Origin of the sequence: Collimonas sp. (assembly GCF_035566375.1) — a bacterium.
GTDB lineage: Bacteria > Pseudomonadota > Gammaproteobacteria > Burkholderiales > Burkholderiaceae_D > Collimonas.
Genome location: NZ_DATMRK010000047.1, coordinates 96,390 through 110,101, shown reverse-complemented (window position 1 = coordinate 110,101; position 13,712 = coordinate 96,390). Strand labels below are relative to the sequence as shown.

14 protein-coding genes are annotated in these 13,712 nt (G+C 55.7%); 12 read left to right on the top strand and 2 right to left on the bottom strand.

The window, feature by feature from the left end; genetic code table 11:
- The first annotated feature begins 24 nt into the window (after positions 1–24).
- Positions 25–684 (top strand): DUF2968 domain-containing protein, encoded by a 660-nt coding sequence (locus tag VNZ60_RS15380; protein WP_325660585.1) that lies wholly within the window; start codon positions 25–27, stop codon positions 682–684.
- 43 nt (positions 685–727) lie between these two features.
- Here VNZ60_RS15380 and VNZ60_RS15375 read toward each other — a convergent pair whose 3' ends face one another.
- Positions 728–1,753, bottom strand: a complete 1,026-nt coding sequence (locus VNZ60_RS15375; protein WP_325660584.1) for a CDP-6-deoxy-delta-3,4-glucoseen reductase — start codon at positions 1,751–1,753, stop codon at positions 728–730.
- A gap of 11 nt (positions 1,754–1,764) precedes the next feature.
- On the opposite strand from VNZ60_RS15375, the gene VNZ60_RS15370 reads away from it, so the two are divergent.
- The 9 genes from VNZ60_RS15370 (at position 1,765) to VNZ60_RS15330 (ending at position 10,370) form a co-directional block, all read left to right on the top strand.
- A complete protein-coding gene (locus VNZ60_RS15370; RefSeq protein ID WP_325660582.1) occupies positions 1,765–2,685 on the top strand; it encodes an SDR family oxidoreductase in 921 nt (306 codons plus the stop codon).
- Positions 2,686–2,876: 191 nt separating this feature from the next.
- Entirely contained in the window at positions 2,877–3,650 is a 774-nt protein-coding gene (locus VNZ60_RS15365; protein ID WP_325660580.1) for an ABC transporter ATP-binding protein, read from the top strand.
- Positions 3,647–4,681: an ABC transporter substrate-binding protein gene (locus VNZ60_RS15360; RefSeq protein ID WP_325660578.1), complete on the top strand. Its 1,035-nt coding sequence runs from the start codon at positions 3,647–3,649 to the stop codon at positions 4,679–4,681. Before VNZ60_RS15365 ends, VNZ60_RS15360 begins: the two co-directional genes overlap by 4 nt.
- 51 nt (positions 4,682–4,732) lie before the next feature.
- On the top strand, positions 4,733–5,506 hold the full coding sequence (locus VNZ60_RS15355) for an ABC transporter permease (protein ID WP_325660577.1): 774 nt from the start codon (positions 4,733–4,735) through the stop codon (positions 5,504–5,506).
- A 19-nt stretch (positions 5,507–5,525) separates the two neighbouring features.
- Positions 5,526–6,350, top strand: a complete 825-nt coding sequence (locus tag VNZ60_RS15350; protein WP_325660575.1) for a type 2 periplasmic-binding domain-containing protein — start codon at positions 5,526–5,528, stop codon at positions 6,348–6,350.
- A 263-nt stretch (positions 6,351–6,613) separates the two neighbouring features.
- Positions 6,614–7,741, top strand: coding sequence for a branched-chain amino acid ABC transporter substrate-binding protein (locus VNZ60_RS15345; protein ID WP_414648854.1), 1,128 nt, complete (start codon positions 6,614–6,616; stop codon positions 7,739–7,741).
- A 162-nt stretch (positions 7,742–7,903) separates the two neighbouring features.
- Positions 7,904–8,914: a trans-3-hydroxy-L-proline dehydratase gene (lhpH, locus tag VNZ60_RS15340; RefSeq protein ID WP_325660571.1), complete on the top strand. Its 1,011-nt coding sequence runs from the start codon at positions 7,904–7,906 to the stop codon at positions 8,912–8,914.
- 24 nt (positions 8,915–8,938) lie between these two features.
- Complete coding sequence (locus tag VNZ60_RS15335; RefSeq protein WP_325660569.1) at positions 8,939–9,865, top strand: delta(1)-pyrroline-2-carboxylate reductase family protein; 927 nt, start codon at positions 8,939–8,941, stop codon at positions 9,863–9,865.
- A 40-nt stretch (positions 9,866–9,905) separates the two neighbouring features.
- Complete coding sequence (locus tag VNZ60_RS15330; RefSeq protein ID WP_325660567.1) at positions 9,906–10,370, top strand: GNAT family N-acetyltransferase; 465 nt, start codon at positions 9,906–9,908, stop codon at positions 10,368–10,370.
- 54 nt (positions 10,371–10,424) lie between these two features.
- On the opposite strand, the gene VNZ60_RS15325 is transcribed toward VNZ60_RS15330, so the two are convergent.
- Positions 10,425–10,889, bottom strand: coding sequence for a rhodanese-like domain-containing protein (locus VNZ60_RS15325; protein ID WP_325660565.1), 465 nt, complete (start codon positions 10,887–10,889; stop codon positions 10,425–10,427).
- 425 nt (positions 10,890–11,314) lie between these two features.
- On the opposite strand from VNZ60_RS15325, the gene glnA reads away from it, so the two are divergent.
- Together glnA and VNZ60_RS15315 are read left to right on the top strand one after the other, a co-directional pair.
- The gene (gene glnA, locus VNZ60_RS15320; RefSeq protein WP_092353756.1) at positions 11,315–12,730 is read left to right on the top strand and encodes a type I glutamate--ammonia ligase; all 1,416 of its coding nucleotides are present in this window, start codon (positions 11,315–11,317) and stop codon (positions 12,728–12,730) included.
- Positions 12,731–12,940: 210 nt separating this feature from the next.
- Positions 12,941–13,441 (top strand): DUF4124 domain-containing protein, encoded by a 501-nt coding sequence (locus VNZ60_RS15315; RefSeq protein WP_325660560.1) that lies wholly within the window; start codon positions 12,941–12,943, stop codon positions 13,439–13,441.
- The last annotated feature ends 271 nt before the right edge of the window (positions 13,442–13,712 follow it).

The window sequence follows — 13,712 nt, the reverse complement described above, 5'->3', positions numbered from 1 at the left end:
GTTGTGTATGGTGTTGGATTAGCGGTGCTCATCGCCAGTGTGTCGGGCTATGCATGGGCTCAGGTTTCAGGCGACAATCCTGCGCCGGCAGCGGCTTCATTACCTGTCGCGAAAACCGACGCTGATCGGCTGGCAGGCGTCAATGACAGTACTAATAGTACTTTCGGCGAATTACGGCAGATGATGCAAGACCAAAGCGTCAGCGAGCTGCGCACCACTTATAACGGCAGCTATGGCGCCAGTTTGTTGTTTCAAAAGGATGAGCGTAATTATTACGTCGCGTTATTTCAAGGGAAGAAATTCTGGCGCGTGGTAAAAACAGCCTCAGATACGCAAGCAGGCCGGATCTATCAGAGTTTCGTCAGGCAAAGCGAGAAGCTGGCGAAGGTAGAGAATCGCCGCATCAAGCTTGAAGCAGACATGCAATTTACCGAGCGGCAGATCGCGGCCGGGCAAACACGTTTGCTGGTCTTGCAAAATGATGCGGCGATCCGGCAGCAGCAAGAAAAAATTGTTAGCGCTCAACAAGAGCAAGCACGCGGCCGTGCGCAATTATTGAGTGAAAATGCGCAGGCCGCAAAGCGAGAATCGCGCGATCTGCAAAATCGTATCCGCTTCATGGAACAGCAGCAGATCAAGTTGGATAACGGCGTTTTTGGCGACAGCAAAATCGGCAAGAAGTAAATGAAGTTTGTGGGGGACTTGGCTGCCCCCGCAAACTTTGCTGTTACAGCGCCAGGTCGGCTTCCGAAGTAAACGAATCCGCATAAAACTCGTCGGCCGGCAGTTTGCACAGGGCGACGAAATCGCGCTGCGCCGATTCCACCACGATCGGCGCACCGCAGGCATAGACCTGGTAAGCGGACAGATCCGGCAAGTCATCGATCACCGCCTGATGCACGAAGCCGCTACGGCCTTGCCATTCATCTTCCGGCTGCGCATTCGAAATCACCGGCACGAACTTGAAATTCGGCAGCGTGTCTGCCCATTCCTCGCACAGCGCCATCATGTACAAATCCTGCGGCCGCCGTCCGCCCCAATACAAGGTGATCGGCCGTTGCGATTCCGTATGCGCGCATTGTTCGACCAAAGCCTTGATCGGCGCGAAGCCGGTACCCGAGGCCAGCAGCACCATCGGTTTGTCCGAATCCTCACGCAGGAAGAAAGTACCGAGCGGCCCTTCCAGGCGCAAGATGTCGCGTTCTTTCAAAGTGGTGAATACCTGATCGGTAAACAAGCCGCCTGGCATGTGGCGGATATGCAGTGTCAGGAAATCGTCCTTGTACGGCGCATTGGCCATGCTGTAGCTGCGCCGTTTACCGTCGCGCAACAGAAATTCGACGTATTGGCCGGCTAAAAACTGCAGGCGCTCGCTGGCAGGCAATTGCAGCGATAAAATAATCACGTCATCGGCGACTTTGTCGATCTTGGCGACGCGGGTCGGCATCTTGCGCACCGGGAACTCGCCGACACCGGCCACTTCGCGCGCCTCAATCGTGACGTCCGAATGCGGCGTGGCGCAGCAGAACAGGGCGAAGCCCAGTTGTTCTTCTTTGACCGGCAGGGCTTTTTCCTGATGGGCGCCGTGGCTGATCTCGCCGTCCAGCAACTTGCCCTTGCATGAACTGCAAGCGCCGTTTTTGCAGCCGTAAGGCAGGCCGACGCCGGCACGTATGGCAGCGCTGAGAATGGTCTCGCCTTCGTCGCAGCTGAATTGGTGGCCGCTAGGCTGAACGGTTATCTGAAAACTCATACAATCCTGTAATGAAAAATATAAAACAAAACCATGGCGACAAGCTTGGCAAGCCGCGTCTCTTGATTCTAGGCTGCGGTGACGTGGGATTACGCTTGCTGGCGTTGCTGAAACACCGGTTTCGCGTGTTCGCGGTCACCAGCCAGCCAGCCCGATGTGCCGAATTACGCGCCGCCGGGGCGATTCCCTTGGTAGCTGATCTTGATCAACCGGCAACATTGGCGCGATTGGCGCGCCTGGCACAGATTGTTGTCCATCTGGCGCCACCACACTCCGCGGGAGAAAAAGACCAGCGCAGCCGCAACCTGGCCGCCATTTTACCCGAGCGGGCCACTCTTGTTTACATTAGTACCACCGGCGTCTACGGCGATTGCGGCGGTGCGCTGATAGATGAAACCCAAGTCCTGGCGCCGCACAACGGTCGCGCCAGACGCCGCGTCGATGCCGAGCAGGTGCTGCGGGCCTGGGCCCGGCGCCGTGGCGGGCGCCTGGCGATTTTGCGGGTGCCAGGGATTTACGCCGCCGAACGGCTGCCGCTGGCGCGTTTGCGGCAAGGGACGCCGGCCCTGATCGGCGCAGACGATGTCTATACCAACCATATTCATGCTGACGACCTGGCGCGGATTATTGTGGCGGCAATCTTCAAGGTGTCGCCACTGCGCATCTATCATGCGAGCGACGATTCGCAATTGAAGATGGCGGAATACTTTGACTTGGTGGCCCAGGCTTTCGGCCTGCCGCTGCCGCCCCGGCTGCCGCGCTCCGAGCTGGAACAAGTGGTGTCGCCCATGTTGCTGTCTTTTATGTCGGAGTCACGTCGTTTGCAGAACCAGCGCATCAAGCTGGAATTGGGCGTGCGCTTGCGTTATCCCGATGTGGCAACGGCTTTGCTGACGATGGTCGCGGATGAATGGGATGAAGATCATGGATAACTCGTTGATAACGCATTGATAACCCTATAACAGGCTTCTATATTTGTTTTTCGCATAAGCATAGAAGTTATAAGTTGTTGTAAGGCGGAAAGTTGATCGATAAAGTGAAAAACTAATAAAAAAACCACTTTATATACGCTTGCCAACTGAGGCGCAGCGTTGCTTTACGACGCAAAGGCCGCCATCTCCCCATGAAGTTATCTTTTCAGCACATCAACAAGCAATTCTCCGGCTTGCCGGTGATCGCCGATTTCAGCCGCGAAATCGAAGAAGGCGAGCTGGTCGCCCTGGTCGGTCCTTCCGGTTGCGGTAAATCGACCTTATTGCATCTGGCGGCGGGCCTTGGCGCTCCCAGCAGCGGTGCGTTGTTGGCCGATGGCCAGGCGATCAAAGGCCCACATCCTGAACGCATGCTGATGTTCCAGGAAAATGCGTTGTATCCGTGGCTGACGCTGGAAGCGAATGTGGCGCTGGCGCTGGAGCTGCAAAAAGTCGGCAAGACCAGCGCTCGTCAGCAAGCGCGCGACTGGCTGTCAAAAGTCAGCTTGCAAGGATTCGAGGCTTATTATCCACACCAGGTTTCCGGCGGCATGCGGCAGCGGGCGGCGCTGGCGCGGGCCTTCATCACGAAGCCGAAAGTGCTGTTGCTCGATGAGCCGTTTGGCGCACTCGATGCGCTGACGCGGATGACCTTGCAGGATTCCCTGCGCCAGCTGATCCGCGAAGAGCGCCCGACTGTATTGCTAGTCACGCACGATGTCGACGAGGCTTTGTTCCTGGCTGACCGGATTCTGGTATTCAGCCCGCGCCCAGCCAAGGTGCTGCGCGAGTTCAATTTGAACCATCACGAGAAAACCCATGATCTATCCGAGTTTTCCGCCATCCGCCGGGAAATTCTTTGCTTGCTCGGGATTCACGCAGAGCAGGATGCATTCGCAAAAAAACTTGAGGGAATCGCTGCATGAAATTTAACTTCGTCAACTGCGTCAACTTCGCCAACACCAAACTAACACCGCTATTGCTACTTCCTGCGCTACTGCTGTTGCTGGCGGGGCAGGCTGGTGCTGCCGAGAAATTCAAGGTCGGCTATTTGCGGGTCATGGACGATGCACAGGCGATTGCTGCTTTTGAGGGCGGGTTTTACAAGAAGCATGGCTTGGAGGTGGAACTGGTCGAATTCAAATCGGGCACCGATCTGATCAAGGCCATCGTCGGCGGCCAGCTCGATAGCGGCGTGCTGGGTTTTACCAATGCCGCGGCCTGGGCTTCCAAAGGCGCTGACCTCAAGGTGGTGGCCGGCGCCCAGCATGGCTATCACGCTATCGTGGTGCGTGAGGATAGCGGCATCAAGGATGTGGCAGGATTGAAGGGACACACCCTGGCCTCACAGGCCGAAGGCAGCACTGCTGACACCGTGCTCAAAGGCGTGACGCTCAAGAATGCCGGTTTGAAAGCCGACGATGTCAATATTCTCGGCGTCAGTCCGCAAGTGGCGGTGCAATCGCTGGTGGGCAAGCGCGTCGATGCCGCTTTCCTGTTCGAACCGCAAGCCAGCATTGCGAAACTGGTGGCCCCGGTCAAGCAAATCTACGAGGTCGGCGAAGTCTGGCCTTTCCCCTGCATGGTGGTGATCACTTCCGGCGCGACGCTGGCGAAGCGCCGCGAGGCAGTCTGGAAATCGCTGGATGCGCAGCGTGAAGCAATCGATCTGTTGCAAAAAAATCCGGCTGCGGCGTCGAAACTGATCGCCGGCTATTTCATCGCCGATCCGACCTTGAAAACTTTGAAACAAGGTGATCTGCCGCGTGAAACCGTGATCCGTGACGCCATCAAGAGCCAGACTTTCAGCGCTGTGCTGACCGCCAAGGAACTGGCGCGCATGCAGGAGCTGGCAAATATCTTGCAACAACAGGGCTCTCTGAAAACGCGCGACGGTAAGCCGTTCAATGTGAATGCGATCATTGACTTGGACTGGCAAAAGGACCGCAAGCTCTGATCATTCAGCAACTAGCTTTTTCTAATAAATACGGATTGTTTTGATTTATCTATGAGTACTCAAAGCCGGTTGCTCGGTTACCGCAAAAAACTTGCCATGCTGCTGGCTATCTTGCTGATTTTCTTACTGTGGCAAGTCGCGGCCTGGTCGTTACCTGATTTCCTGATGCCGGGCGTGCTGCCGGTGCTGGGACGTTTGTGGCAAGAAGCGCTGACGCCGGAATTCCGCACCGCCTTGTGGGGCAGCCTGACCCGGCTTGGCGGCGGTTATGCGGCGGCGATGCTGTTCGGGATTGGCTTTGGCCTGATCGGCGCGATCCTGTTTTTCTTCCGAGAAGTGCTGAAGTCAGCCATCATCATCCTGCAATCGATCCCGTCGATTGCCTGGGTACCGCTGTTCCTGATATTGATGGGTTTCGGTAATTTGCCGATCATGGTGGTGGTGGCGCTGGCGGCTTTTTTTCCAGCCGCATTAAGTGTCATGAACGCCACCGAAAGCGTGCAGCAAGTGCACGTCTCGGCGGCGCGGGTGATGGGCGCCGCGCGTTGGGATATGTTGAAGCGAGTGTATCTGCCAGCCGTCATGCCGGAACTGATTACCGGCGCCCAACTAGCGTTTGGCAATGCCTGGCGGGCCCTGATTTCGGCGGAAATGCTGATTGGTTTCGGTAAGGGATTGGGACGGACATTGGCTTACGCTGGGGAGACCGCCGACATGGTCGGTGTGATGACCAACATCCTCGCCATTGCGATTCTGGCGGCGCTGATCGATCAGCTGATTCTGGAAAACCTGAAGCATAGGGTGTTGCGCTATCAGTACGTCTGATGGTCCTGGCGTCTGACTCATGACGATGAAGCTTGCCTTATTCCTCCTCCGATCTGCGCTATTGCTGTTTGCGTGCACGCTGCAGATCAATGCGATAGCGGCCGGTTTGCAACAGATCAAGCAACGCGGCCAATTGGTGGTCGGCGTCAGCTATATCATTCCCACACATGTTGCTGGCGCAAAATATCGCACTGCCGAAGGTTTCGCCAACCCGGTTGCCGAGGATCTGGCGCAAGGCTTGGGCGTCAAGCTGCTTACGGTAAAAGTGACGCCACAGAATCGGCAGCAATTGCTGGCGCAAGGCAAGGTTGATCTGTTGCTGCTGAATCTGACACAGGCCGATGCCGGGACATTCGGTTCTCATGCAAGACTGCTGCCGACCAGGTATCTGGCGCACCCCAAGCTGATCATGCGTAGCGATACTGATATCAAACGTTTGCCGCAATTGCGCGGCCGTAGCATTTGCGTGGCGCAAGGTGGAGCTTATGTCGGCGCCGTGGCCGCCAGCTATGGCGCTGTTGAAAAAGTTTATAAAGCCCCGGCCGACGTATTGCTGGCGCTCAGGACAGGCGCTTGCGACGCCGCCGTGCAGGACGATGCGGTCTTGAACGGCATGCTTGATTTACCTGAATGGAAGAAGTTTTCAGCCAGTTTGCCGCTGAATCGGCCTGCGGCCACGCTGAGCTTTGTGATAAGGCCGGCAGACATCGAACTGGGCGCCTATCTGCAACAGCTGAGCAAGACATGGGACCGTAGCGCTTACTGGGCCGGCAATCGGAAAAAATGGATCGCCAATGTCGCTTTTGAGGTCTACCTGGACCAGAACGTGCCCGATTGCCACTGACGGCAGTTGGCGGTCCGGTTGGTAGCGCACCTTTGCGACGCCCAACTAATTAATTTCCCTCTGCGCTGGATAGTAACTAAAATGCAAGTAGGAACACGCCATTTTGCCAACGAATCTACGGGGAAGCCGCCGCATAAGAGAATTTAATGTGGCGGTGTCCCTGCTAGGATTCGATCTGCAAGAGACGTCCCGGTACGCACGCCCGACGATGGGTGCCGATATTAAAAAAACACTACTATTAAAGACAGACGAAAGGAAAAGCCATGTACGCACGGACCAAACTTATGATGGTTATGTTGGCTGCATTCCCAGCGCTCGCAATGGCGCAGGAGACACAAGTTGTAAAGATCGGTTTTAGCAGCCCGCTGACAGGCGCCCAGGCATCCGCAGGTAAAGACAACCAAGGCGGCTTGACGATGGCAATTGACGCGTTAAATGCCAAGGGTATGGTGATTGGCGGCAAAAAGATCAAGTTTGAAGCCGTGATGGAAGATGACCAGGCCGATCCTAAATCAGGCGTCACCGTGGCGCAAAAGCTGGTCGACATGGGCGTCAAGGCGATTGTCGGTCCATACAACTCCGGCGTCACGATCCCTGCTTCGCGCATCTACAACGATGCCGGCATCGTGATGGGCACCGTAGCGTCCAATCCAAAAGTAACTACGCAAGGCTTTCCCTATGTGTTCCGGGTAGCTGCCAGCGATAGCCAACTGGGCGGCAAGATGGCGCTGTACGCAGCCAAGGAATTGAAGGTCAAGAAGGTTGCGATTATCGATGACCGCACCGCCTACGGCCAAGGCCTGGCAGAGGAATTCGCCAAGGTTGCAAAAGCCAACGGCATGCAAGTTGTCGGTACCGAGTTTACCAATGACAAGGCAACCGACTTCAACGGCATCCTGACCAACATCAAGTCAAAAAAACCTGATGCGATTTTCTACGGCGGCTATTCACCACAGGGCGGCCCGATGACACGCCAGATGAAACAGCTTGGCTTGGATACCTTGCTGCTGGGCGGCGACGGCATTTGCGCACCGGAGATGGGTCGTCTCGGCGGCGATGCGGTTACCGATAAGGTGTATTGCACGCAAGGCGGCGCCATGCTGGACAAGCTGGCGTCCGGCAAAGCTTTCGCGGCGGATTATCAAAAGCGTTTCAATCGTCCTGCCGAAACCTATGCGGCATCGTTCTACGACGGCATGATGCTGATCGCCCAAGCGATGAAAGAGGCCAACTCGGTAGAGCCAAAAACATACATGCCAGCGCTGGAAAAAATCCATTACAAAGGCGTTGCCGGTTCTTATGAGTTTGACGCCAAGCACGATCTGAAGCAATCGCCGGTAACGGTGTTCCGCTTCAAGGGCGGTGCGCCGGAAGCAGTGACGAGCTACTAAGACTAAGAACAAGACTTAGTAGCAGGCTTAGAAGCAGCGTTATCGGCCGGCAAGGCCGATAACGCGTCATAGAAGTAAATCAGGCGGGAGGCGCTGTGCGCTTGCCGCCGGCCATCAAAATGCAGGTTGATAATACTCCTGGCTCCCTCATACAAAATCCCCATGCTAAGTTACACACGCACAATACATACCGTAGATGCACATACCGGCGGCGAGCCGCTGCGTATCGTGATTTCCGGTTTGCCGCCGGTGCCGGGCAAGACCATTCTTGAGCGCCGCAGCTGGCTCAAAGAGCAGCGCGACGACCTGCGTCAGTTCCTGATGAACGAACCGCGCGGCCATGCCGACATGTATGGTGCATATCTGCTGCCGCCGGTCACCCCGGCAGCCGATTTCGGCGTGATCTTCATTCACAACGAAGGTTATAGCGATATGTGCGGCCACGGTATCATCGCGCTCGGCAAAGTGCTGGTGGAGCTCAATCATGTAGAGCGCACCATGCCGTTGACGCGCATCGGTTTCGACACGCCTGCCGGCTTCATCGAAGCCCAGGTCGAATGGGATGGCAAGCGCGCCGGCGCCGTTACTTTCCGCAATGTGCCAGCCTTTATCTATCAGCGCGATGTCGAAGTCGAGACGCCGGGTTTCGGCAAGGTGACTGGCGACATCGTTTTCGGCGGCGCTTTTTATTACTACATGAATGCCGACCAGGCCGGGCTCAAGATCAAGCCGGAGCAGGTGCGCAGCCTGATACAGCTGGGCGCGGAAACCAAGCAGGCGGTCAAAGACAAAGTGAAAATCCAGCATCCGCTCGAGCCTGGCCTGGATACCTTGTACGGCACCATCATCGACGGCGCGCCGAATGACGCCAACGCAGATCAAGCCAACGTCTGCATCTTTGCCGACCGTGAAGTAGACCGTTCGCCGACCGGCACCGGCACCTCGGGCCGCGCCGCGCAATTATTCCTGCGCCAGAAGCTGGCCCTGAATCAGGTACTGGTGAATGAAAGCATTGTCGGCAGTTGTTTCCGGGTACGGGTGACCGGGACCACCAAGGTCGGCGAGTTCGACGCGGTTCACACCGAAGTGACCGGCAACGCCCACATCATGGGTTTCAATCAGTGGGTGCTGGAAGACAGCGACCCGTTCCCGCAAGGTTTTTTCTTGCGCTGATCCATTTCCAGTTACGAAAACGACATGCAAATTCTCGACGCCGAAAGCACCGCAGCCGCCTTGCCGTATACCGCACTGGTGCCGGCACTGGTAAAGGTCGCACAGCAACTGCGCGAAGGCAAGATCAACGCGCCCGAGCGCATGGCGGTCGAAATAGACAAGGCCAGCGTGCTGCTGTGCATGCCCGCCGTGGCTGCCGATATCGGCATGACCAAGCTGATCACCGTGCATGCCAATAACGCGCAATATCAATTGCCGGCGATCCAGGGCGAAGTGGTGGTGTTCGACGCGGCCAGCGGCCGCCGCCTGGCGCTGTTGCATGGTCCGACCGTTACTGCAAGGCGGACTGCTGCGGTAACTCTGCTTGGTATCGAAGCGCTGCTGCCAGTCAAGCCAAAATCTGCGCTATTGATCGGCACCGGAGTCCAGGCCATCGCCCATGCCGATGGTTTGGTCGAATATTTCGGCGTCAATGAATTTTGGGTAGCCGCCCGCGATCTGCAAAAGACGCAGGCGTTTTGCGAGGCCTTGCAACTGCGTCATCCGCAGATTGTGATCAAGCCTCTGGCCGCTGCAGCGCTGGCCGCCGATTTGCCGCACACCGATGTGCTGATTGCCTTGACCACCTCGCGCAGCGCTGTGATTCCGGCCAATATCGCGGCAACTACGCTGGCAATCGGCGTCGGTGCTTTCAAACCGGATATGGTGGAATTTCCGGCTGAGTTGTTGCACAGCCGCACTGTGGTGGTCGACTGCCTGGCGGGCGCCAAACATGAAGCCGGCGATTTGCTGCAAGCGCAGATCGACTGGAGCAAAGTGCGTGAATTGCCTGATGTGCTGGCGCACGGTTTTGTCCAGCAGGCGCTATTGCCGGTCTATAAAACCGTCGGCCAGGCTGCCTGGGACCTGGCGGCGGCGCGCGTCGCGATTGCATCGCTTGGACTTGCATGACGGAGGCAATGTGATTCGCAAAGCAGTAGAAGCCGATTGCATGAGCCTTACCGCGCTGTCGATCCAGGTCTGGCTGCATACCTATGCCACGGAAGGCGTCAGTGATGACCTGGCGCGCGAGGCGCTGTCGACTTTTACGCCAGCCTATTTCCAAAGCCTCATCGCCGATTCCGATTACCGGCTGTTGGTTGACGTGGATGGCGACAATCTGCTCGGCTACATCCTGCTCGATCTGGATTCGCGCTGTGCGGAAGAAAACTATGGCGGGGTTGAGGTCGATACGCTGTACGTACAGGAACATTTTCATGGCCGCGGCATCGGCCGCGCATTGCTGGATCACGCGATCGAAACAGTCGGCGCCAGGCTCTGGCTCACGGCCTGGGCCGGCAATGTACGGGCGCTGGCCTTCTATAACAGCTATGGTTTCGTCGACGTTGGTATCACCTGGCATGAATTTGAAGAACAGAAGTACGAGAACCGGATACTTGCCTTGCAAAGAAGATGAATCCGGCGCTACGCTAGCTACACCGGATTCACGCCCACAAATTAAAAGACTGCCTCAAGCCCCTAGCCAAGGCAAACCAGCCTTGCACCAACCGTTGACGTTCTTGCGATGGCCATTGTTGTCCTTGTCGCCTTCGAAGCCTTCCAGAATGTTGAAACAATTGCCGTAACCGTTTTCGGTGGCCAACCTGGCTGCGTGTTGCGAGCGCACGCCGGAACGGCACAGAAACAGCAATGGTGTTCCTTTTTCTGCAATCTGCGCCAGTTGCGCCAGGAAATCGGGATTCGGCACGCCGCCTGGATATTGCGACCATTGCACAGCAGCATGCTGCGCTTCGCGAATCGCCACCCGGCCGACCCAATCGCGTTCGGCGTTGGTGCGGACATCTACCAGAATCGTGGCGGCATCCGCCTCCAATAAAGAAAATGCCTCGCTCGGGGTAACGGCGCCAGCGTAGGGCAGGTGATCATTTTGACCACGTTGTCTGGCAGTGGTCAGGATTTCGCTATTGGTGGTCATGGTGTTTCTCCTAGAAAGTCGTGGTTTTCCGATGTGGCTATTTACTTAATATTTTTGCGAACCAATATGGTGCGAGTTTTTATCTTTCTGAAACGAATGCACGAAAATGGTGCCTGTATTTTTCATTGCACCGATATGGTGATTTCGGTTTGCCGTAATGGTAAGTCTAACAATGTAAAAAGGTAACGCAGCCTTCAAGGCAAGCTAATTACAAGGCCGAATAAGCATATTTTGAAGAAAGGACGGTGGCATGGATTCTGCTATCATCCTGCACTGAGTTCTGGTCGTACTGAATTGCTGTTCGGTCATAGTTTGCTCACTACCTGTCCATGATGTTACTGCGACGCCGAATTCTGCGTGCAACAGATCCTGAGCAGGTCGCACAATTTAAAAATTGCAGTACCTTTCATATTTAGGAGATTCACATGGCAATGACGGCCGCAGAAGTCTTGAAAATGGCAAAAGACAACGAAGTCAAATTCGTTGATTTTCGCTTCGCTGACACCAAAGGCAAGGAACAGCACGTAACTGTCCCTGTCTCTCATTTCGATATCGATAAATTTGAGTCGGGTCATGCATTTGACGGTTCTTCTATTGCTGGTTGGAAGGGTATTGAAGCTTCCGACATGTTGTTGATGCCGGATCCAAACACCGCGAACATCGATCCGTTCATGGAAGAAACTACATTGTTCATGCAATGCGACGTGATCGAGCCATCCGATGGCAAGGGTTACGACCGTGATCCACGCTCCATCGCCAAGCGCGCAGAAGCCTATCTGAAATCTTCCGGCCTGGGCGATACCGCCTATTTCGGTCCGGAACCAGAATTCTTTATTTTCGACGACGTCCGTTGGGGCGCCGACATGTCGGGCTGCTTCGTCAAGATCGGTTCCGAAGAAGCATCCTGGAGCACCGGCGCCAAGCTCGAAGGCGGCAACACCGGCCATCGTCCAACCGTCAAGGGCGGCTATTTCCCAGTGCCACCGGTCGACAGCTTCCAAGACATGCGTTCGGAAATGTGCCTGATCCTGGAATCGCTCGGCATCCCGGTTGAAGTGCATCACCACGAAGTGGCCGGCGCCGGTCAAAATGAAATCGGCACCAAGTTCTCGACTCTGGTTGAGCGCGCCGACTGGACCCAGAACCTGAAATACGTGGTCTGGAACGTTGCCCACACCTACGGCAAGACAGCCACTTTCATGCCTAAGCCTATCGTTGGCGACAACGGTTCCGGCATGCACGTGCATCAATCAGTATGGAAAGACGGCAAGAACCTGTTCGCTGGCGACGGCTATGCCGGCCTGTCCGAATTCGCGCTGTTCTACATCGGCGGCATCATCAAGCATGCTAAAGCACTGAACGCGATCACCAACCCAGGCACCAACTCCTACAAGCGTCTGGTTCCTGGCTACGAAGCACCGGTCAAGCTGGCGTATTCGGCACGCAACCGCTCGGCTTCGATCCGCATTCCACACGTAGCTAATCCAAAGGGCCGTCGTATCGAAACCCGTTTCCCGGATCCACTGGCTAACCCATACCTGTGCTTCGCAGCGTTGCTGATGGCAGGCCTGGACGGCGTGCAAAACAAGATCCATCCGGGCGAAGCAGCATCGAAAGATCTGTACCATCTGCCGCCGGAAGAAGACAAACTGATTCCTACCGTTTGCGCTTCGCTGGAAGAAGCACTGGAAGCGCTCGACAAGGATCGCGAGTTCCTGACCCGTGGCGGCGTATTCAGCGACAGCATGATCGATGCCTATCTGGATCTGAAAATGCAAGAAGTTCAACGCTACCGCATGACGACTCACCCGATCGAATTCGATATGTACTATTCGGTATAAGTCGGTTCGAAAGTTTGAGTGATCGGTCTTGCACTGCGCAAGACCGGACTTCAAGATAAAGGACAGGGATCTCCCTGTCCTTTTGTCTTTTTGGCATACTTGTTTTCGCCATCTGTGCGTTGCAAACTATATTGCGCGGGATGGTTTGTCATTGCTTGTTTCTTGACATAAACTAGCGGCTCGATTGAATTGTCATTGCGAAGAAAATCTATGAAGCGTCTTTTACCGGGATTTCTGTTATTCGCGGCAGTCGGTATGGTTGCCGGCACTGCTTACGCCCAAAGCGAGGTTTTTCTGTGTGTAGACCAGAACGGCGTCAAGGAATACAAGAACACTGGCGATACCAAGGGCTGCAAACGCGTCAGTCTGCCGCCGCTGACCGTCACCTCAGGCAGCAAGCCGAGTGGTGGTGGCGCGGCTAGCGCCAGCAAACCGGCAGGCCCGACCCCGCCGGATTTCCCAAAAGTGGATAACGGTACGCAAAAAGCGCGCGACAACGATCGCCGCCAGATCTTGCAGGATGAATTGAAGAACGAGCAGCAGCGCCTGGCCGATCTCAAGAAAGACTACAACGACGGTACGCCCGAGCGGCAAGGCAACGAACGTAATTACGCCAAGTACCAGGAGCGGGTAGCGTCCATGAAAGATGATATTTCTCGCAGCGAAAAAAATATCGATGCACTCAACCGGGAACTCTCGAATCTCAAGTAATCCCGGGCATGGTATCAACTTTGCTTAATGTATAAGGCCGCGACTGCGGCCTTTATTTTTGCCCATCAGGTTTAAGATAGAGTCAGGCCGGACGCACCATAATGTGGCGTTCCTGCATATTGCCCACCGACATCGCTTACAAAGCTTGTTATGCTCGGAAAATGCACCATTTCAATCACGCACAGACTTCTCCTGACGCCGGCGCAGCCACATCATGCGTCGCGCTGCTCAATGCCAGCGCTGACCGGCAGCCGTGGCCGTCAGGATCGGA